Annotated in this window: 12 protein-coding genes; 7 read left to right on the top strand and 5 right to left on the bottom strand. The window is 69.5% G+C overall.

Features of this window, described 5'->3' with window-relative positions:
- Complete coding sequence (locus KQY30_RS16775) at positions 1 to 777, bottom strand: MerR family transcriptional regulator (protein WP_217307522.1); 777 nt, start codon at positions 775 to 777, stop codon at positions 1 to 3.
- On the bottom strand, positions 777 to 1871 hold the full coding sequence (locus KQY30_RS16770; protein ID WP_217307521.1) for a serine hydrolase: 1095 nt from the start codon (positions 1869 to 1871) through the stop codon (positions 777 to 779). Before KQY30_RS16770 ends, KQY30_RS16775 begins: the two co-directional genes overlap by 1 nt.
- A gap of 323 nt (positions 1872 to 2194) precedes the next feature.
- Between KQY30_RS16770 and KQY30_RS16765 the strand changes: the two genes are divergently transcribed.
- The 6 genes from KQY30_RS16765 to KQY30_RS16740 all read left to right on the top strand — a co-directional run bounded on the left by KQY30_RS16765 (position 2195) and on the right by KQY30_RS16740 (position 11601).
- Positions 2195 to 3457, top strand: a complete 1263-nt coding sequence (locus tag KQY30_RS16765) for a cytochrome P450 (protein WP_217307520.1) — start codon at positions 2195 to 2197, stop codon at positions 3455 to 3457.
- Positions 3458 to 3873: 416 nt separating this feature from the next.
- Positions 3874 to 7740 (top strand): Ig-like domain repeat protein, encoded by a 3867-nt coding sequence (locus tag KQY30_RS16760; RefSeq protein ID WP_217307519.1) that lies wholly within the window; start codon positions 3874 to 3876, stop codon positions 7738 to 7740.
- A 555-nt stretch (positions 7741 to 8295) separates the two neighbouring features.
- Positions 8296 to 8871 carry a helix-turn-helix transcriptional regulator gene (locus tag KQY30_RS16755; protein ID WP_217307518.1) on the top strand — a complete coding sequence of 192 codons (576 nt, stop codon included), beginning with the start codon at positions 8296 to 8298 and terminating at the stop codon, positions 8869 to 8871.
- Between the two features lie 119 nt (positions 8872 to 8990).
- Positions 8991 to 9431, top strand: a complete 441-nt coding sequence (locus tag KQY30_RS16750) for a hypothetical protein (protein ID WP_217307517.1) — start codon at positions 8991 to 8993, stop codon at positions 9429 to 9431.
- A gap of 107 nt (positions 9432 to 9538) precedes the next feature.
- A complete protein-coding gene (locus KQY30_RS37125) occupies positions 9539 to 10777 on the top strand; it encodes an MAB_1171c family putative transporter (protein ID WP_217307516.1) in 1239 nt (412 codons plus the stop codon).
- Complete coding sequence (locus KQY30_RS16740; RefSeq protein ID WP_217307515.1) at positions 10774 to 11601, top strand: oxygenase MpaB family protein; 828 nt, start codon at positions 10774 to 10776, stop codon at positions 11599 to 11601. The genes KQY30_RS37125 and KQY30_RS16740 overlap by 4 nt, the downstream gene beginning before the upstream one ends.
- 417 nt (positions 11602 to 12018) lie before the next feature.
- Here KQY30_RS16740 and KQY30_RS16735 read toward each other — a convergent pair whose 3' ends face one another.
- The gene (locus KQY30_RS16735) at positions 12019 to 14946 is read right to left on the bottom strand and encodes a BTAD domain-containing putative transcriptional regulator (RefSeq protein ID WP_217307514.1); all 2928 of its coding nucleotides are present in this window, start codon (positions 14944 to 14946) and stop codon (positions 12019 to 12021) included.
- A gap of 309 nt (positions 14947 to 15255) precedes the next feature.
- Here KQY30_RS16735 and KQY30_RS16730 point away from each other — a divergent pair, with 309 nt between their 5' ends.
- A complete protein-coding gene (locus KQY30_RS16730; protein WP_254407172.1) occupies positions 15256 to 17787 on the top strand; it encodes a tetratricopeptide repeat protein in 2532 nt (843 codons plus the stop codon).
- Positions 17788 to 17869: 82 nt separating this feature from the next.
- Here KQY30_RS16730 and KQY30_RS16725 read toward each other — a convergent pair whose 3' ends face one another.
- Positions 17870 to 19120 (bottom strand): hypothetical protein, encoded by a 1251-nt coding sequence (locus KQY30_RS16725; RefSeq protein WP_217307513.1) that lies wholly within the window; start codon positions 19118 to 19120, stop codon positions 17870 to 17872.
- A 219-nt stretch (positions 19121 to 19339) separates the two neighbouring features.
- Complete coding sequence (locus KQY30_RS16720; protein WP_217307512.1) at positions 19340 to 20380, bottom strand: NAD(P)-dependent alcohol dehydrogenase; 1041 nt, start codon at positions 20378 to 20380, stop codon at positions 19340 to 19342.
- Positions 20381 to 20453 lie beyond the last annotated feature (73 nt).

The following is a 20453-nucleotide window of genomic DNA, read 5'->3' as shown; positions in this document are numbered from 1 at the left end:
TCATCGGTGCGGCATGGGTACGCCTGCGGCGCGGAGCTTGGCCTCGGTGAGCGCAGTCAGCCGGGCCGCGACCGGCGCTTGGTCCTCGCGGTGGTTGTTGATCAACTTGTACTGGGCCGAAGCCTTGGCCCATGCCCGCAGACTGGTGTGATCCCCTTGCAGCCCGGGATTGGCGAGGTAGTGGCCGGCCATGGCGGTCGCGAGTTCCTCGATCCTCGGGTCGTCCGGTTCCCAGCTCTCAGCCTCCCGGCCGCGCTTGGCCAGGTCGACGTACTCGGGATCGTCGAGGCCGTGTTCGAGCTGGCTCAGGAAGCCGTCGAAGCCCTGCGGCACCAGCGCCTGGGCCAGCACCAGGGCCTCGCGTTGTGCGGCCACGTAGTCGGGGCTGAAGCCGAGGCCGGGCATCCGGTCCAGAATCGCGCAAGCGCGCTCGGGCAGCAGGGCCCGGTCGCCGTCGGCGAGCCGGTGCAGCGTGTCGCGGCGGGCGAACAGCTCATCGATGCGTTCGGTGAGCTGCCGCTCGACATCGGCGAGCGCGGCGCCGAACCGCGCGGCATCGGCGTCGAGCATGGGCCCGATCTCTGCCAGCGGCACGCCCGCGGCGGCCAGCGTCCGTACCTGCACCAGTTGCAGCAGCTCTCCGGATCCGTACCGCCGATAGCCGGAGCTGTCCCGTTCCGGCTCCGCGACCAGGCCGAGCTTGTGGTAGTGCCGCACCGTCTTCAGCGTGACGCCGACGAACGCCGCCGCCTGCCCGATCGTGACTCCGTTCCTCATCAGCCCAGTTTGCCGCAGAACACCTCGGCGACGAGTCGCTGTTGGGCGGTCCGGAATGCCGGCGCTATCGCCAGGCCGGCGTCGTCCACCCAGGTCAGCCCGGCGGTCAGGGTTTTGGTCCCGTCGGCTGTGCTGTACATCAGCGCCGCCGAGCCCATCGTGGCGCCGTTGTGATGGAAGACGGTGCCGCTGTCTGTTTCGTGCGCGAACACCCCCAGGCCGTAGCCGACCGTCGCCTCCGGCGTGCGCATTTCGGCCAGCAGTTCGGTCGGCAGGAGCGTGCCGCCCATCAGCGCGGAGAAGTACGTGTGCAGGTCTCCGGTGGTCGAGATCATGTCACCACCGGCTCCGATCCAGGACGGGTTCTGACGGGTGACATCGACCGTCCGCTCCTGCCCGGCGTCCTCGTAGCGGTAGTAGCTGTGGTTGTGCGGCTCGGGGATCTCCGGCGAGGTGCCCGGCACCACGGTGCCGGGCATCCCCAGCGGCCCCAGGATCAACCGCTGCAACTCCTCGGCGAACGAACGGCCGGTGACCTTCTCGACCACCAGCCGGGCCAGCACGTAGTTGGTGTTGGCGTAGCTCCAGCCCGTGCCGGGCGCGAACCGTGTCGGCTTGGACAACGACAACCGCACCAGCTCTTCGGGCAGGTAGGTCTTGAAGCGGCCTTCCACCCACTCCTTGCCCTGCCAGGGAACACCCGGCACGATCGTCCCGTCCTCGTAGAGCTCGCCGGTGTGGTTGAAGATCCCGCTGGTGTGCTGCAGCAGCATCCGCACCGTGATCCGCCGGTCGAGCCCGAACTCGGGCAGGTAGTCATCGGCCGGGGCGTCCAGGCCGATCCTGCCCTCGGCCACCAGCAGGAGCACCGAGGCGGCGACGAAGTTCTTGGTACTGCTGCCGATGCGGAAGTGCCCGTTGACCAGCGGCTCGGCGCGCTGACCCAGCTCGCGCACGCCGGCGCTGCCGACCCACTCGCCCTGCTCGTCGTTCACCCGGAGCTGAACCCCGAGGAAACCGGACTCGACCAACTCCTCGATCGACTTCCGCAGTTCCGGACGATCCTGTCCCTGGCCGGAAAGGCTGGTGAACATGTTGCTCCCTCACATCGGTTGTGCCCGGGTCGGCGTCGTGCCGATGCGACGAGCCTCCACCCTGCCCCAAGGTCAACCTCAACTGTGATCCAGCCCATAGCCGTCGCCTCCGGTCGGCGCGGCTGACAGCCGTGCCGGGGTCAGTCCGGGGGCGGGCGCCTTGAGTTGGCGCAACCCCGCGGCGGGAGGCGTGCTGGAGGACCGGCCCCGCGTGTGCGGGGACCACTTCTGCCACCCCCTAAGCGTGGAGGTGTCCCCGTTTCTTGGTAGGGTCGGGCCCTTCTGTGAAACGGGGATGTGTCCCCAGTTGGCTTGGAGGCGCCATGCGTGCCGATCAGATTGTTGAACTCACCTCCGCCGCGCCCGACTTCTTCGCCGATCCCTATCCCGCCTATCGCAAGCTCCGTGCCGAGGGACCCGTGCGGCGGTTGCGGATGCCGGCCGGGGAAGACGTGTGGATGGTGCTGGGATACGACGCCGTTCGCGCCGCGTTGGGGGACTCGCGGTTGCGGAATGATGTGCGGCACTCCGTCTCGTACGACAGCGACGGCGGTTATGCCATCGGGCGCAACATGCTTCAGGTCGATCCGCCTGATCACACTCGGCTTCGCGCGCTCGTTTCGCGGCAGTTCACCGCGCGGCGGATCGCTGAGCTGCGGCCGCGGATCCAGGAGATCGCGACCGGGCTCCTCGACGACATGGCCCCCGCCGCCCCGGCCGCCCCCGCCGGACCCGGACCCGGCACCGCCGCCCCCGGCCCCAGCTCGGACGCCGCCCGCCACGCCGATCTCGTCACCTCCTACGCCTTCCCCCTCCCCATCACCGTCATCTGCGAACTCCTCGGCGTCCCCGTCGCCGATCGCGATGCCTTTCATGACTGGTCCGGCAAGATCGTCGCCTTTGACGACGCGGAGGCCGCGGCCGCCGCCGCGGGTGCCATGACCGCGTACCTCACCGGCCTTGTCGAGGACAAGCGTCACTCGGCCGCTGTCGGCGGTGATCTTCTGTACGACCTCGTCCGTACACACGACCGCGACGGTGACCACCTCGCTCCCGACGAACTCCTCGGCATGGCCTTCCTGTTGCTCGTCGCCGGGCACGAGACCACCGTCAACCTCATCTCCAGCGCCGTCCATCTCCTCCTCACCCACCCCGGCCAACTCGCCGCCCTCCGTGCCGATCCCGCCCTGCTCAAAGGAGTCATCGAGGAGACCCTCCGTTACGAACCGCCCGTGCAGATCGCCGCGTACCGCTACACCGCCGAGACCCTCACCCTCGCCGGCACCCGCATACCGAAGGGTGAGCGCGTCGTCATATCGCTGGCCGCCGCCAACCGTGATCCGGCGCGTTTCGCCGACCCCGACCGGTTCGACATCCGTCGCGACCCGGTCGCCAACCGCGCGCAACTCGCCTTCAGCCATGGCATTCACCACTGCCTCGGTGCGCCCCTGGCCAGGCTCGAAGCCTCCATCGCGCTGCCCGCGCTGCTGCACCGCTTCCCGGACCTCGCCCTCGACGGCACCGCCGTACCCGAATGGCGTCCGAGCCTGCTCCGCGGCCTCCACCGGCTTCCCGTGCGCTGGTAGCGCGAGCAGTGGTACGAGGCGTACGACCGGCGCCCCGCCCCGCGCCGCCCGTCCCGCCCCGAGCCGCCCGCCCCGGCCCGTCCGTCCACCCCTCGGAGCACCCTGTCCATCCCTCGGACTGCCCTCCGGCCCCGTGTTACGCGTTCCGCAAACGCCCAGGTCAGACCCCTCGGCCGACATATCCGGTACGTCATCGTTCAATCCGTTTTCCATGACACCGAGATCAAAAGTGGGAAACTTCTGGGTTTCATTGCCCAATTCAGATAGTTCAGATGTGAACGTTTGCCCGGCTCTCGATCAGTCGAGCGCCTCGCGTCCCCCGACGCGACGCGCCTCGCGTGGACGGCTGTCGTCCGCGCGCTCGAAAGTGAGGTCAGGCACCCGTGCACATACGAAGAGTGGATATAACAAGACCCGTGCGGACGCGTCTGCGTCCGCTCGCCGCGGTCGCGGGGCTGGTGGCGCTCAGCGCTGTCTCGGTGTCCCTTGCGCCAACCGCCCTCGCCGCCCCCGCCACCGACGACTCCCCCGTCGTCCGCTCCGGCGACGGCTGGACCGTCACCCGCGCCGCCGGCGGCTACCTCGTATCCCTCAAGCTCGACGCCCCCCTCCCCGTCAAGGACGACCTGCCCGAACTCCTCGCGGACGGTACGGATCTGGGTCCGGCCGCCGAGTCCGCCGACGGGCGTACCCTCACCGTCGCGACGACCGACGCATCCGTCGCCGACGCCGAGAAGATCGACTGGCAGTGGTCCAGCGGTGGCGACAGCACCGCCACCGGGCCCACCGCCCTCGTCTCGCCCTCCGCGCAGGCCAAGGCGCGCAAGCTCACCGAGGCCAACGAGGCCAAGAAGCTCGCGGGCGAGGAAGAAGGGCCGGAGGGCACCACCCCCGACGACCCGACGACCATCGGCACCGGTTCGTACACCATCGCCGACTACAACTTCGGCGCGCAGTCCATCCCGCTCGCCGACATCGGCGGTATACGCGGCGAGTTCCAGGGCCGTATCTATCTGCCCACCGACGGCAAGCCGCACCCCGTGGCGGTCTTCCTGCACGGCCGCCACAGCTCCTGTTACAACCTCACCACCCTGCGCGGCGCGAGCGGCTGGCCCTGTGCGCCCGGTACGGCGCCGATCCCCAGCTTCGCCGGGTACGACGCGGCGGCCGAGGCCCTCGCCGCCGACGGTGTCACCGTCGTGTCGATCTCCGCGAACGCGATCAACGCCAACGACAACCAGCTCTCGCCCGACAACGGCGCCGCCAGCCGCGGCCAGCTCGTTCTCGACACACTGGCCATGCTGAAGAAGGCCAACGCCGGCGAGCCCGTCTCGTACCACGACGCGGTGACGGATCAGGACGTCACCCTGGAGCAGGCGCTGACCGCCGGCAAGGCCACCTACCCCGGCTCGGCCATCACGGCGTCCCAGCTCGTCGGCACCATGGACTTCGGCTCGATCGGGCTGATGGGCCACTCGCGCGGCGGCGAGGGCGTCGTCTCGGCGGCCGCCCTCAACGCGGCCCTGCCGGACCCGTGGAAGATCAAGTCCGTACTCCCGCTGGCCCCGGTCGACTTCACCCGTACGACCCTGCCCGACGTGGTCACCACCACGATCCTGCCGTACTGCGACGGCGACGTCTCCGACCAGCAGGGACAGCACTTCTACGCGGACTCGCGCGACGCGTTCTCCGACAATGTGCTGCGCTCCAACCTCTGGGTCATGGGCGCGGACCACAACTTCTTCAACTCGCAGTGGACACCGCCCTCCCCGGGCGGCTCCGACGACTGGTCGAACACCGCCGACCCGGTGTGCGGTACGAGCCCCGCCGCCCTGGCCTCCGGGAAGAACCTCCGGATGACCGCCGAGCAGCAGTACCAGCTCGGCGCGGCCTACATCTCCGGGTTCTTCGAGCTGACCCTGCGCGGCAGGACCCAGTTCCAGGGCCTGTTCGACGGCTCGCAGCTCACCCCGCCCTCGGTGGCCGCCTTCGCGGGGGACGTCCGTACGGTGGCACAGCAGCCGTCCTCCACGCGCCGCGACATCACCGCGTTCAAGACCACCAGCCCGCTGATCGGTACGACGTCGACGGCGACGGCCACGATCTGCGCGAGCAAGTCGGGGCGTACGGTTCCCCAGCCGTACCCGCTGTGCACCAACCCCGGCAGCACCCTCACCAACCAGCAGCTCCCGCACTGGACTCCGGCCTCCTTCGCGCCGAACGTCCCGCTCAATGTCATGACGCATCTCACCTGGACGGCCACGACCGGCGCGCTCGGTGTGACCCTGTCGTCCGCCCAGCAGAATGTGTCGGCGTACGACGAGATGACCGTCGCCATGTCGCCCGACGAGAGCGTCACCACCGGTACGGACATGACGCTGAGCGTCACCGACTCCGCCGGGCACACCTGGAGCAGCCTGGTCTCCGCCCTCAACACGTGGGGTGTGACCAGGATGCCGGCCAGCGGCGCGTCGCAGTTGGGCAAGATCGTGCTCCAGCAGGTGGCGGTGGACACGGCGACCCTGGCCGAGGCCGGGCTCGACCTGAAGCACATCACCAAGGTCACCTTCACCGGCGCGGTCGGCGCGGACACCACCGCGAGCGGCGGGGTGTATCTCTCCGACCTGGCCTTCGCCGACAAGAGCGTCGGTACGGCGAGCCCGCAGGCCCGTCCGACCGTCAACATCGCGTCGACGAAGACCGAGGAGGGCAACGGTCCGGGCGCGGTCCAGGCCGCGGTCTATCTGTCGCGTACGAGCGCCGCGCCGGTCACCGCGTACGCCACGGTGGTCGGTTCCGCGACCGGCAAGGTCGGACTCGCCATGCAGAAGGTCACCTTCGCGCCCGGCGAGACCTGCCAGGTGGTCGACATTCCGGTGACCGGCGACACCGCCGCCGGGGCGACGCCCAGCACCTCGTACAAGCTCGGGGTGTCCAACTCCAGCAACGCGGTCCTCGGCGCCCAGGACTTCGGCACCATCGCGGTCCGCGAGGACGACGGGGTGGCCGAGCCCGCGACCGCCGTGCCCGCGGTCGGTGTCCAGGGCGATGTCTGCGCCGAGTACGCGGCGCTCTCCCGGCCGGGCACGCTGACCGTCAGCGACGCCACACCCGAGCCCGGGGCGACGGTCACGGTCACCGGGAGCGGCTACCGCGACGGTGAGAGCGTGGCGTTCACGCTCGGCGCGGTGGCGGGTGGTTCCGCGGCAGGCGGCCCGGTGACGGGTGGTTCTGCGGCAGGCGGCCCGGTGGCGCTGGGCAGCGCGGTCGCGGCGAGCGACGGTACGGTCTCGTTCCAGGCCGCCCTCCCGGCGGACCAGCCGTACGGAAAGGCCGTGATCAGCGCGGCGGGCGCGGGCTCCGGCTTCACGGGCACGGCGGGCGTCACCGTCCTGGCGACCACCTCGACCGCGCTCACCCTCGACCCGGCCGCGCCGAAGATCAGCCAGTCGGTCACGCTGAAGGCGACGGTCACGGGAGCGGGAGCCGCGGCAACGGGCGCGGTAACCGACGGCGGTACGGTCACCTTCCGGGACGGCACCACCGTCCTCGGTACGGCCAAGGTCTCCGGCGGGGCGGCGTCCCTGCGGATCCCGGCCGGCTTCAAGGCCGGTACGCACACCTTCACCGCGGCCTTCGGCGGCACCGGGACCGCGGACGTCTCGTCCTCGGCACCGGTGCAGTTGGTACTGACGAAGGGCCGCAGCGCCATCGCCATGGCCCTGCTGTCGAAGTCCGCCGACTACGGGCACGCCGTGTCCGGCGTCTTCTCGGTGGCCGGGGCGACGAACGGCACGGTGAGCGTCTCGTACGGTACGGGCTCGCTGACCGCGAAGGTCGGGGCGAGCGGGGCGGGTACGTTCAAGCTCCCCGCGTCCCTGGCGGTCGGCACGCACACCGTGTCCGTGCGGTATCTGGGTACCGATCTCGTCGAGCCCAGCGATGTCGTGACGCAGAAGCTCACGGTCGTCAAGGCGAAGACGACGACCTCGCTGACGCTGTCGAAGACCACGCTGGCTCGCGGGAAGTCGGAGACGGTCAAGGTCGTGGTCGGCGGGCACAGCGCCGCGGATTACCCGACCGGGACGATCACGGTGACGGCGAAGGTGGGCGGTACGACGACGACCACCAAGGTGAGTCTGACGGCTGCGAAGAAGGGCGTGATCAGCTTCTCGGTCACGCTGCCGAAGGTGAAGGGGACGGCGACGGTGACGGCGTCGTACTCCGGGAACGGGAACTTCGTGTCGAGTACGTCGGCGAAGAAGCAGGTGAGGCTGACGTGAGGCGGGGGGCTGTTACGTAACTGACCCGCGCGTAAGCGATCGGCACGTAAGCGATAGGCACGTAGCCGATCCGGCACCCGCACTGCCGGTCGGGCACCCGCACGGCCTCACCCGGCACGCACCCGCACTGCCGGTCGGGGGGAGGAGCCGCCCCGCTCCTCCCCCCGACCGCGTCCCGGCACACATGACCCTGAGGCCTATGGCGCCGGGCACTGTTGCCCACCCCCGTGGGGCAGCGGCGCCCAGCGCCCTGCGTAGCCGGGTGCCGTCGAGAAACGGCCAAGAGGTGCATCCCCAGCGTCTCGATCCTGTACTTGACCTGAGCGTAAGTCAACTAAAGTTGATTGCTTGATGAATGATTGGCGGTATTTTCTCGCTGGATGAGTCTTTTGACCGGCTCACTCGACACGATCGTGTAAATCGCGCTGGCGGCGGGGATCCCCTTCGTTGGCCGAAGGGTCCTATGATCCGGCTCATGGCCACCGATTCTCCACGCTCGGAAGCATCAGCTCTTGGACCTGGTGAAGGGGGAGAGCCGTCGGACGGGGGTCGGGTATGGACGCGGGCACGGGCACGGGCACGGGTGCGCCGGGTGCGGGTGCGGACGACGCCGTACCGGTCTCATCGGATCCGGACGTCGGCCGGGATTCACGGGGCCCGGACCCTTCAGACGTCGGCCCGGACTCACCGGACTCGGACCTCGGCCCGGAGGATTCGGACGCGCTGGACTTCGCCGCCCGCTTCCGGCGCGTGATTTCGGTCATCTACCCAAAGGATCTCGGCCGTCCCTGGCGCGACTCCGAGATCGCCGAGGGCACCGGCCTGAGCGGTACGTACATCGGGAATCTCCGCAAAGGCACCCAGAAACCCAGCCTGGAGAACGCAGTGAAGATCGCCAAGTTCTTCGGGATCCCGCTGAATTACTTCACCGATTCCGCCACCGCCCGCGCCGTCGAGCGTGACTTGCGTAAGATCGAGGCACTTCGGGACGCCCGGGTGGAGCGCATCGCGATGCGGGCGGCCGGACTGCCCCCGGAGATGCAGGACGCGGCTCTGACCGTGGTGGAACAACTGCGCAGGGCGGTCGGACTGCCCAACAGTCCCGACGGTCCGGACGGTCCCGAGGCGTGACCGACGACCGGCTGACGCCGTTGGGGCACTGGCGGACGGCTGATGGGGAGAACGTGCGAGATCTTGGACGTACCCGCCGCCGGATGCGGGCCATGGTCCGGCAGCTCGATCTTCCTCGGATGAGCACGGTGGAGGAGCTGTGCGCGGCGGTCGCCGAGCGCTCCGGCCGCGAAGTCCGGCTGGTGCCGCGGCGGATGCGGCTGGGTGAGCCGTCCGGGTTCGTCGAGCGGCGCGCGGACGAGGACATCATCCACTTCGAGCAGGAGACCTCCGGCCTGCACCAGGCGCACATCATCTGCCATGAACTCGCCCATCTTCTGTGCGGGCATCTCGGCGAGCCCCCGGCCGAGGACGAGGACGCCGCCCATGTCGAACTGCCCACCATCGACGCCGACATGCTCCGCCTGGTCCTGGGCCGCTCCCACTACGACGGGGCGGCCGAGGAGGAGGCGGAGATCCTGGGCGCCGAGCTGACCCGCACCCTGCTGCTGGCGCCGGGGGACGGTACGACGTCGCAGCTCGCGCCCGCGCTGGAGAACCGTAAAGGCCAGCATGTCTGACATACGCACGGACCGGCGGGGACGGCGGGAGCAGCGCGAGCAGCGGGAGCGGTACGGACAGCGCGAGCGGTACGGACGACGGGGGCGGCAAGGGCGGCGGGGGCGGCATGTCTGACATACCCGAGGCGCCGTTCAACGCCGTCTACCTCGGCATCGGTACGATGGGCTGGGTCGTGGCGATCCTCAAGTTCCGGGCGTGGCGCCGCGATCCGTCCCCCGGTCTGCTGGTCGTCGCGCTGACGATCGCGGCGCCGTCGACCGCGTTCGTGCTGGCCTCGCCGGTGCTGTACCGGCTGATCGACAGCGTCACCGGCCTCGGCAATCTCTCAACTCTCCTGGTCTATCTGGGCATTACGAGCTTCTCCGCCGGGGCCGTCGTACTGGCGCGGATGTGGACCCCGCCGAAACAGCGCGCCAACGCGCGGGTGTGGGACGCGGCGGGCGACACCTGGCGTCATGTACGGCGGCGCCTCGCGGTGTTCGCGGTACTGGCCCCGGTGATGGCCGTCCTCTTCTTCACCGGCGGCGCCGACAGCCCGGAGTCCCCGCTCACCTTCGACACCACCTTCGCGACGATCCCGCAGATCGCGGTGTTCCTGGTCATTTACCAGGTGCTGTTCGGCTTCGCGCTGACCGACATCAGCCGGGTGTGTTACGGACACGCCTCCCGGCTCCCGTACGGCTGGCTGCGCCGCGGCATCCGGCTGATCGCCCTCGGCGGCTATGTGGCCTGCGGCTATGTGGTGTGCAAACTCATCGCGATCGGGGCGGCGTTCGCGGGCGTGACCGGTACGGAATGGCTGAGCACCGCCCTCGGCCCGGTCTTCGCGGCGCTCGGCGCGATGCTGATCACGGCCGGTTTCGCGGGCCCGGCCGTCGCCGCCTGGACCCGCAGGCGCCGCGACTACCAGGCGCTGCGCCCGCTGTGGGACCTGGTGTACGGCGCGGACCGCCGCCTCGCCCTGGAGGACCCGCCGTCCGCCTGGACCGAACGCCTCGCGTTCCGCGACCTGGAGTGGCGCACCGCCCGCCGCGGCCTGGAGATCCGAGACGGCCAGCTCACCCTCCGCCCCTGGATCGCCCCCGAGACGGTCACGGCGGCGGCGACGGTCGCCGAACGGGCGGGCCTGGACGCCGCGGACCGCGCGGCCCTGACCGTGGCGACGGCTCTCCGCTCCGCGGTCGCGGCCCTGAACACCGGAACCGAGCCCCGCCCCCGCGAGAACCAGACCCCCCTCCCGGGCCTGGACACGGAACCGGTCGACGAACGAGCGCACCTGGTGCGGGTGGCGGGCTACTTGTACGCGCCGCTGACGGACGAGGCACTGGCGGTGGCGACGGGATGAGGGACGGCGGAATGCGGGACGGTACGACGACGGGCCCGCGGGAGGCAGCCGGAGGCACAAGGGCACAAGCCGGGACACAGGGCCCGTGGGCGGCTGGCACCGGCTACGGCGCGTACGCCCGTCTGGTCCTGGAGACCATGCCGGAGGAAGCGAAGGCCGGACTCAGCCTGGGTTTCATCCGGACCTTCGGGATCCCGGACATCGCGCGGGTGCTGTACGCCACGGGCCGGATGACCGACGAACCGAGGGCACGGGCGAAGGCGACGGGCGTGGCGATGTTCGCGCTGATCGGGGAGGGCGTGGACAGCGAGAACGGCCGCCGCATTGTGGCGGACCTGCGCCGGGTCCACACCCGCCCGGGCATCACCCCGGAGTTGATGCACTATGTGCTGGCCTGCTTCACCGTATGCCCGCTGCGCTTCATCGACGCCCACGGCCACCGCCGCGTGACGGACGAGGAACGCGCCGCCGCGTACGCCTTCCACCGAGCCCTGGCGTCCGCACTGGACCTGCCGGACCTGCCGGACCTGCGGGGCGACGACCTGCCGGCCGTGGAACGCTGGATGACCGCCTACGAAACCGCCCACTTCGCCCCCACCGAAGCCGGCCGCGCCCTCTGGCACTCGGCCAGCCGCGCCCTCCTCTCGTCCCGCCTCCCCGCTTTCCTGTCCCGCCTCGCCCCCCTGGCAGCCGCGGCCCTACTGGACCCCCCACTCGCTCGGGCACTCCAGGTCCCCAACCCGCCATGGCCCATACGCCCCTTGACCAGGTACGCCCTGAAGGCCCGCAGCAGCAGAAAGCGCCGGCGCCACGACGCGTCCTGATGTCGGCCGCGACGAGCTGGTCGACCGGCTCGACAGTCAACTCGACCCGCGGGAGTGACGGCACCAAAAAAGAGGGGGCGGTGAATACCGCCCCCGTTTTCAGCCCTGACTATATCGGCATGTATATCGGCATGTATATGCTCTCCCCGAGGCCTCGGGACATGCTCGATGTCGGTGCCGGTGTTGAATCCTTGGCCGCTGCCATTGCCGCCCCTGATCCGGCGAGGGTCAGGGCTGCCGCGATCGTCATGGCTGATAGGGCCTTCTTCACCACGCGCATGTCTTCCTGTCGAACTTCGATCAGCGTTGCGCGATCAGGCTACTGGATAGCTGGGCGACAGCCAAAACGTCAAGGTTCTCAATTGGCCCAGACCAATTTCGCTGCCGGTACGCCGTGCCCGTCGTCGTACCGGGAAATCACGGGTGGTCGGTGGCGCCCCGTTGGCTGCTCGAAGAGGGGGCTGTCCTCGTCAGCCCCTGGAGCGCGAGACTTGCCTCGTGCGCCGCACCAATTTTGTGGGCGATTTTATATGCGTCTCGATAGCAAGCGGCGGCTTCTTGCTGGTCACCTGCGACGCGGTACGACTCGCCCAGTCCGATGAGGACGTTCGCCTGGCTCTTCCTGTCGCCGAGAGAACGAAATCCATCGAGGGAATCTCTGTATAATGGCAAAGCGGCCCTGCTGTCGCCGATTTTCGTGAGGAAGTCGGCCAGATTTGTTCGCACGGTGGCCTTCTCGTACAGGTTTCCCGTACTCTCCAGAAGTGTCAGTGCTTCTTCGAGCGACCGACGTGCTTCCTGTATTTCTCCGAAATGCAGATACAAGTCGCCCAGATTGCTCAGAGCTTTTCCGAGGCTTCTCTTGTCGCCCGCTTTTCTGAACCCCTCTGCGGCCATCTGAAAACGCTTCCGGGCCTGATCGTACTCTTCCAGGGCCGGCAGCATCATCGCGACGTTATTGTGAGCCCGGGCGGTTTCCCAGACATCCCCCGAAGCGGCCTTGATTGCGAAGGAGTCCTCCAGCAACGCCAGCGCCTTCCGGTTCTCGCCGATATGCCATTGCAGTACCCCCAGCACACGCAGCGCCTCCGCCTCCGCTCTGGAGTCGCGTGTCGCGCGGGCGATGGCGAGGGCCTGCTCGCCGGTCTCCGCCGCCTCCGGGTAGTGCGCCGTGTTGGCGTGGGTCTCGCTCAGGTACACGAGGATCTGGCAGAGCGCCCGCTGGTTTCCGGTGCGGCTCCAGTGGTCGGCGGTGTGCCGGGCGATGACACTCAGGTCCGACCAGTGGCACTCCGCGTCAAGGAACGCCGCCAGCACATGCCCGAGCCGGGCGGCTCGGTCCGGTGAGCCGTGTGTACGGGCGTACTGCTCGACGGCCAGCAGATTGCCCCGCTCCGTGGTGAACCATGCTCTCGCCTCGTCGGCGTGGCGCGGGCGCACCGCCGACTCGTCGTCGCGCGCCGTCAGCCGCAGCCGGCGCGGATACGCGAGGTGGTCGGCCTGGTCCGCGGCCTCGATGTAGAAGTCGGTCAAGCGGTGCAGAGCCGCACCGCGGTCCTCCTCGCTGTCCTCGGACCCGGCCAGCGAGCGGGCGTATTCGGCGAGCAGGTCGTGCATTCTGTACCGGTTGGGAGTCGGCTCCAGGATCAGATGGCATGTCAACAACTCCTCCAGTAGCCGCTCGGTCTCCGCAGCGGGCAGATCCAGCAGCGCCGCGGCCGCCTCTGCTCCGAACTCCGTTCCCGGATGGAGGCCCAGCCGGCGGAACGCGGTGCGCTGCCCCGCGCTCAACGTCTGGTAGGAGACATCGAATGCTCGCCCCATGGAGTTGTAACCGTCCGTGATCTGGCCGAGCCGGCCGGGGCTGCGCGCGAGCCGTTCGCCGAGGGTGGCCAGGGTCCAGGACGACCGGGTCCGGAAGCGGTTGGCGACCAGCTCGATGGCCAGCGGCAGATAGCCGCAGAGGCGTACGATTCCGGCGATCTCTCTTATGTCCTGTGTGCGTTCCTCGCCCGCGAACTTCCGGAACAGCGCGATCGCGTCGCCGGGAGGCAGCGCGTCCAGCGGCACCGGATGGGCGTCCGGCAGGCCCGCCAGATGGCGGCGGCTGGTCACGATGGTGAGAGACGCCGAGTCGCCGGGCAGGAGCGGCCGGACCTGATCGGGATTGGCCGCGTCGTCCAGCACGATGATGGAACGGCGGTCCGCGAGCATGGTCCGCCACAAGGCCGTGCGCTCCTCCAGGTCTCTGGGGATCGCCGCGGCGGGGATACCGATGAGGCGAAGCAGCAGGGCGAGCGCCGCCTCCGCGGTCAACGGTTCCTGAACTGTGGAATGTCCTCGTAAGTCCACATACAACTGCCCGTCCGGAAAGTGCTCGGCGAACTGGTTCGCCGCGTGGACCGCTATGGCGGTCTTCCCCACTCCGGCCATTCCGGACACTGTTTCCAGTGTGACAAGGGATCTGTTTCCGGCGGCCGTGTCGATCGCCGCGCTGAGGAGCCGCAGTTCCTCACGTCTCCCGACGAGGGGCGTCTGCCGCGGAAGGTTCCGGGGCGCCATGGGGCGCGCTGTCGGGCGGGACGCCGGAGCGGGTGGTCCGGTGTCCCGGGCGGCGGAACCGCGCGGCCCCGAGTCCCGCGTACGGCCCCGTACCGAGCCCGGAATCAGATCGTCCACCGGAACGCGGTCGAGAATGCCGCGGTGGATACGATCCAGGTCGGCGCCCGGGTTCGAGCCGAATTCCGCCCGCAGTGACTGACGCGCCTGCTGGTGGACCCGCAGCGCGTCGGCGTACCTGCCACTGCCGTAGCACGCGACCATGAGATGTCCGATGAGGCCTTCGTCGGCCGGATGCTGGTCGACGAGTGCCGACAACTCGCTGATCAGCTCGGTGAAGCGGCCGAGCCGCAACGACGCGGCGATGCCGGAGACGGTGGCTTCGAGGCGCTTCTCCGACAGCGTTCTGCGCTCTCTCTCCGCCCAGGTGCCGGGCAGCCCGGCGAGTGCCTCGCCCTTCCACAGGCCTTCCGCCCGGGCGAGCCGGGCCAGGGCCGTTTCGTCGTCGCCGACGTGGGACGCGGCGCGCGCCTCCGCGTAGAGGCGCCGGCAGCGGTGCCAGTCGATCGAGTCCGGATCGGCGTCCAGGGTGTACGTATGGGCCCGGTGGCTGATCCAGGGTGCGTCGGGGGCCTCCCCGGCGCGGCGCAGATGCCGACGGGCACGCGAGACGTATGTGTGCGTGTTCTGACGCGCCTTGGGCGGAGGATCGTCGTCCCATAGGTAATCGACGAGCGTATCCAGGGCAATGGGGCGTCCTGCGTGGAGCGCGAGCGCTGCGATCAAACAGCGCAATTTGTCGGACCCCAAGTTCAGCGGGTGCCCGTCATTGCTGATTTCGACCGGACCCAGAATCTGGAAGTCCACCAGCGCCCTCCCGCTGCTGGTCCTTCATATTTTTGATGAGGATGTCACGCTCCCAGGAGGGCCGCCAGTCGGCCATGGGTGAAACTGGCTGATCTGTTCTCTTGCGTGATCGACTGATGTCTTCTTCTGACTATGGACTGGGTAGTGAAATAGAGACGAGGAATCAGAGGAATCGAGGGGCGGCGACAACAGCGTTCGCGCATACGGTGGTTGACCAGCGGGGGGCCCATGGATCCGGTTACGGCCGCCGAGGTGATGAACGTGCTCGCGCGCGCTTTCACCCAGGAGCCGGACGGCGACGGCCGGCGTGTCCGGCAGGAGCTTTCAGCGCTGATTGGCGCGGAAACCTCTGCGGGGAGCGTTGAGTCCGAGGTGTGGCGGCGGGCAGCCGCGGCGCCGGGCGATTCCCTGTTCCGCAGACTGCTCGCCGACGCGCTGACCGAGGCGGCCCGTACGAGACCGCCCCTGATGGCGGGACTCGTCCGGTTGGCCAGGAGCTCGCCGCGGCCGGCGGTCCAGCCCCGGGCGGTGACCGGCACGAGCGGCGGCCACGGGAACACCATTGACGGCGCTGCCCAGTTGTACGGCCCGACGGTGCAGGCACGCGATGTACAGGGCGGCATACACATTCATGCCGCGCCCGTCCCCGCCTCCCCGTCTCCGGCGTTCCGTCCGTCGGTACCCCGGCAGCTCCGGTCCGTACCCGGCCACTTCGCCGGGAGGGAGAGCGAGTTGGGGGGCCTGGACCGGCTCCTCGTACAGAAGCCGGGATCCTCGCAACTGCTTGTGGTGGTCAGCGGTCCGGCAGGGGTGGGCAAGACGACGCTGGTGTCCAAGTGGCTGCACTCGGTGGGCGAAGAGTTTCCCGACGGGCAGATGTACGCCGATCTCCGGGGGCATGTGAACCTCGGGACGGAGCCCGCCGGTACGGTGTCGGCCACCGGACCGGCGGAGGCCGCGGGCCCGGCCACGCCCACGGAAATCCTTGGGCAGTTCCTGCGAGCGCTCGGCGTCGTATCGGTCCCCGCGGACCTGGCCGAGCAGGCCTCGCTCTGGCGCTCCGTGACCGCCGGCCTGCGGATGGCGGTGATGCTGGACAACGCGTTCACCGCAGCCCAGGTCCGTCCACTGCTGCCCGGCGGTCCGGACGGCCTGGTCGTGGTGACCAGCCGACGGCGGCTGACCGGACTCGGTGTCGACGGCGCGGTGTTCCGCCCGCTCGGAGTGCTGGACCCGGCCGCGAGTCTGGAACTGCTCGCGCACGGGGTGGGCAGCCGGCGTACCGCCGGCGAACTCCGCGCGGCGCGCGAGGTGGTGGCTCTCTGCGCGGGTCTGCCCCTGGCACTGTGCCTGGCGTCCGCGCGCCTGGCAGCGCGCCCACGCCAGTCCCTCAGGACACTGGCGGACGCGCTCGCGCGGGACGCCGGACCGCTGACCGTACTCGAAATCGAAGGGGAAGCCGCGGTGCGCAACGCTCTGGACGCTTCGTACACCGTGCTCACAGCCGATGCCGCACGCCTGTACCGGCGGCTCGGCCTGCTTCCGGTGGGGACGTTCGACGTCCGGACCGCGGCGGCGGCGTGCGGGGTGTCCGTCGGGTCGGCGGAAGGTCCGCTGGACGAGCTGATCGAAGCCAACCTCGTCGAGGACATCGGCCCTGACGTCTGCCGCTTCCACGATCTCGTACGCGCCCACGCGCGCGACCGCGCCGCCCGGGACGAGAGCGAATCCGCGCGGACGGAGACGCTGCGGCGGGTGTGCGACTGGTTCCTGGCGACCGTGACCGCGGCGGAGGAACGGCTCACTCCGGCGCAGTTCACGTTACCGAGGGACTATCTCTATCCATCGGACCTGCCGCTTCCTTTCTCGGACGACGCGGGCGCACTCGCGTGGCTGGACGGACACCGGCTGGATCTGATGGCCTTCGTGCGCATCGCCTCGGACAGCGGGTGGGACGACTGCGCCTGGCAGCTCGTCGACGCCGCCTGGCCCCTGTTCCTGCGCCGGCGCCACTACGACCTCTGGATCGAGGCTCATGAGATCGGGCTCGCCGCTGCCCGGCGGGCCGGCAACAGTACGGCGGAGCGCCAGATGCTCAACTCCGGAGCCATCGGCCTGGACGCCGCGGGCCGGATCGATGACGCGATCGTGTGGTACGAGGAATCGCTTCGGGCGGCGCGGGCGGCGGGGGATGTGCGGGACGAAGGACAGGCACTGCACGGCCTGGGTGCCTGCTGCCGCAACGCCGGTCGGCTGGACGCGGCCGTTCCTCATCTGACGAGGGCCATCGCCGCGTGGGAGAGCTGCGGATATCTCAGGGGTGTGGCGCTGTCACAGGTCGTACTGGGCGAGATCGCACTCGCGGTGGACGAACCGCAGCGAGCCGTCGCGTACTTCACCCGGGCCCGCGACACGCTCACGGCGGTGAAGGACCCGCACGACACCGCGCGTGCGCTCGCGTTCCTGGGCCGTGCCCGGGTGTGCGCGGGCGAGTACGCGCCGGGTGCGGCCCAACTCGGTGAGGCACTGGCGGTGTTCACCCGGTCCGGGTCGCTCCACTGGCAGGCCAGGACGCTGGAGATGCTCGGTGAGAGTGCCCGGGAACACGGTGACATGATCATGGCTGTGGATGCCTATACGCGGGCGCTGGCGCTGCACGAGGTCACCAGCCCGGCCGACGCGGACCGGATGAGGGACCGGCTGGAGAGCCTGGAGAGGCCTCCGGCCGGTCCTTCGCAGGAGGGTGTCACTTCGGAGTGACCCGGCGGACCGTCGAGTTACCGGGTCCGCGCACCGGAACCTTCGTCCCCGTGTCTCCGGAGTCCGGTACCGGCGAAGCGGTTCACGCCGACTCCGCCCCTCGCGCTGACGCGGCGGTCCACGCCTTCAGCGGGGGAGGCATCGGCAGCGGTACGGTCAGCGGCTCATGGGCGGGCTGCCCCAGCCCGAGCACCTCGTACATCAGCCGTCGCATCCGTCGGTTGAAGCCCCCCGGTTCCGAAGTGATACGGGAGGCGATGGCGGCGTACTCCTCCTCGCGGTACTCGGCCGCCGCGTAGTCGAGCTGGCTCACGAGCGGATGGGCAGGGGAGAGCGTGGGTGCCGTCATGGCGAGCGCGGCGGCCGGAGACATGGGATTGATTTCCTCCGCGGGCGAGCCGGTCAGCAGTATCGGGGCTCCGGTGAGCGTCCCGTACAGCGTCACCGATCCGTGGTCACCGAGGAGCCGATGCGCGGCGATCAGTACGCTCCGCCAGTCGGCCTCGGGAGGCACGATCGCGATCCCCCGCCTGCTGCACTCCGCCAGCCACGCGCGAATCTGCCAGGGGCCGTGTCCCGACCACACATTGGGGTGGACGAGGACCGCCGTCCGGTACCGGTCGGCCGGCAGTTCGCCGATCAACCGCGGAACCAGCGCCTCGATCCGCCCGAAGGACGAGCCCGGCCCCCAGGTCGAAGCGAATACCACCAGTTCCCGCCCGTCCGTGAGCCCGAGCGCCCTGCGGTACGCGTCGCGCAGCGGCAGGCTCGCCGTGATCCGGTCGTGGGCCGGATCTCCGATCACGTGCGCGACGGGCAGAGCCTCCGGGCAGGACCGCGCCAGCTCGCGCAGCTCGTCGCGATGCGGTACGACGAGTGCCGCGGGCAGTGTCTTTCCGTCCGGCATGATGTCCCTCCGGCGCAGCCCCGCCACACCGGCCTCGGCCTCCCCGGCTCCGACGATGCGCTTCACGTAATTGGCTCCGTGCGGCAGCGCGATGAGCGGTGCGCTCACATCCGCGACACCCTGCGGACCCGCGGCCAGCGCCAGATCGAACCTCAGACGTTTCGCTTCCTCCCAGGGCAGCAAGGGGCTTCCCAACTGCGCCAGGTAGCGGGGTACTTCGTCGCCGAAGACATGCGGCGGCACAGTGAAGACCACTTGCACACGGAAGTCGGCCTCCAGCAGCGACAGGACGTCGAGGAGCCGCTTCACGTAGGTGAGGGTATGGGCAATGGCCAGCACTTTCTTGCGTCCCGCGAGCGTCAGCCACTGACGTGATCTCGCGGATGGTTGCTGTCCGGTCGTATCCGATGAGCCAAGCGCAGACATGGTGTCCCCCGTGATTCTCTGCGGATTGTTCCTCCGTCAGAGGCCTTTTCCGCCGACCGGGACGGAACGCCTGCCGCACCCTTGCGAAAACCTTGCAGGGGGCTGCCGAGTGCCGTCGGGCCAAGGGGGCTGCCCTGACCCGACGGCACTCGGCAGCGGAGAAATCCACACTCGTGCAGCGCCCGCTCCGCGCCCGTACAGCGCCCACTCCGCGCCCGCTCAGATCGTCGCGACGTCGATCACGAACCGGTACCGCACATCGCTGTCCAGCACCCGCTCGTACGCCTCGTTGATCTGGCTCGCCTCGATCAGTTCGATCTCCGCGCCCAGGCCGTGCTCGGCGCAGAAGTCCAGCATTTCCTGGGTTTCGCGGATTCCGCCGATGCCCGAGCCGGCCAGGGTCTTGCGGCCGCCCAGCAGGGAGAAGAGGTTGAGCGAGACGGGCTCCTCCGGCGCGCCCACGTTCAGCAGTGCGCCGTCCGTCCTGAGCAGGGACAGGAACGCGTCGAGATCGATGGGCGCGGAGACCGTCGAGAGGATGATGTCGAAGGTGCCGCGCAGTTCCTCGAAGGTCTTCGGGTCGCTGGTCGCGTAGTAGTGGTCGGAGCCGAGGCGTAGCCCGTCGTCCTTCTTGCGCAGCGACTGACTGAGTACGGTCACCTCGGCTCCCAGCGCGTGAGCGATCTTGACGCCCATGTGTCCGAGGCCGCCCATGCCGACGACCGCGACCTTCTTGCCGGGGCCGGCGTTCCAGTGGTGCAGCGGGGAGTAGGTCGTGATGCCCGCGCAGAGCAGCGGCGCGGCGACATCGAGCGAGAGGCCGTCCGGGATGCGGAGGGTGAAGTTCTCGTCGACGACGACCTGGGCGGAGTAGCCGCCGTAGGTGGGGTCGCCGTTCTTGTCGAGGGCGTTGTACGTGCCGACGTTGCCCCGGAGGCAGTACTGCTCCAGGCCGGCGCGGCAGTTCTCGCACTCGCGGCAGGAGTCGACCATGCAGCCGACGCCCACGCGGTCGCCGACGGCGAACCTGGTGACTCCGGAACCGACCTCGGCGACGATGCCGGTGATCTCGTGGCCGGGAACCATGGGGAATATGCCCTCGCCCCAGCCGTCGCGGGTCTGGTGGATGTCCGAGTGGCAGATGCCGGCGAAGTGGATGTCGATCAGCACATCGAACTCACCCACCGGACGGCGTTCGATCGTGGTGCGCTCCAGCGGAGCCTTGGCGGCGGGAGCGGCGTATGCGGCAACGGTGGTCATGCCTGGGGGGTCTCCTAGAAAGATCATTCCGCGCCCGGGACCGACTGGTCCGGGCATGCCGACCAGCGTGGTG

Source organism: Streptomyces sp. GMY02 (assembly GCF_019056675.1).
Lineage (GTDB): Bacteria > Actinomycetota > Actinomycetes > Streptomycetales > Streptomycetaceae > Streptomyces > Streptomyces odonnellii.
The sequence above is the reverse complement of the archived record's forward strand: the minus strand, read 5'-3'. Positions and strand labels throughout refer to the sequence as shown.

Excerpts from the sequence above, each read along its gene's own strand:
- KQY30_RS16775 (WP_217307522.1), bottom strand. The coding sequence starts at position 777 with ATGAGGAACGGAGTCACGATCGGGCAGGCGGCGGCGTTCGTCGGCGTC.
- KQY30_RS16770 (WP_217307521.1), bottom strand. The coding sequence starts at position 1,871 with ATGTTCACCAGCCTTTCCGGCCAGGGACAGGATCGTCCGGAACTGCGG.
- KQY30_RS16765 (WP_217307520.1), top strand. The coding sequence starts at position 2,195 with ATGCGTGCCGATCAGATTGTTGAACTCACCTCCGCCGCGCCCGACTTC.
- KQY30_RS16755 (WP_217307518.1), top strand. The coding sequence starts at position 8,296 with ATGGACGCGGGCACGGGCACGGGCACGGGTGCGCCGGGTGCGGGTGCG.
- KQY30_RS16750 (WP_217307517.1), top strand. The coding sequence starts at position 8,991 with ATGAGCACGGTGGAGGAGCTGTGCGCGGCGGTCGCCGAGCGCTCCGGC.
- KQY30_RS37125 (WP_217307516.1), top strand. The coding sequence starts at position 9,539 with ATGTCTGACATACCCGAGGCGCCGTTCAACGCCGTCTACCTCGGCATC.
- KQY30_RS16740 (WP_217307515.1), top strand. The coding sequence starts at position 10,774 with ATGAGGGACGGCGGAATGCGGGACGGTACGACGACGGGCCCGCGGGAG.
- KQY30_RS16730 (WP_254407172.1), top strand. The coding sequence starts at position 15,256 with ATGGATCCGGTTACGGCCGCCGAGGTGATGAACGTGCTCGCGCGCGCT.
- KQY30_RS16725 (WP_217307513.1), bottom strand. The coding sequence starts at position 19,120 with ATGTCTGCGCTTGGCTCATCGGATACGACCGGACAGCAACCATCCGCG.
- KQY30_RS16720 (WP_217307512.1), bottom strand. The coding sequence starts at position 20,380 with ATGACCACCGTTGCCGCATACGCCGCTCCCGCCGCCAAGGCTCCGCTG.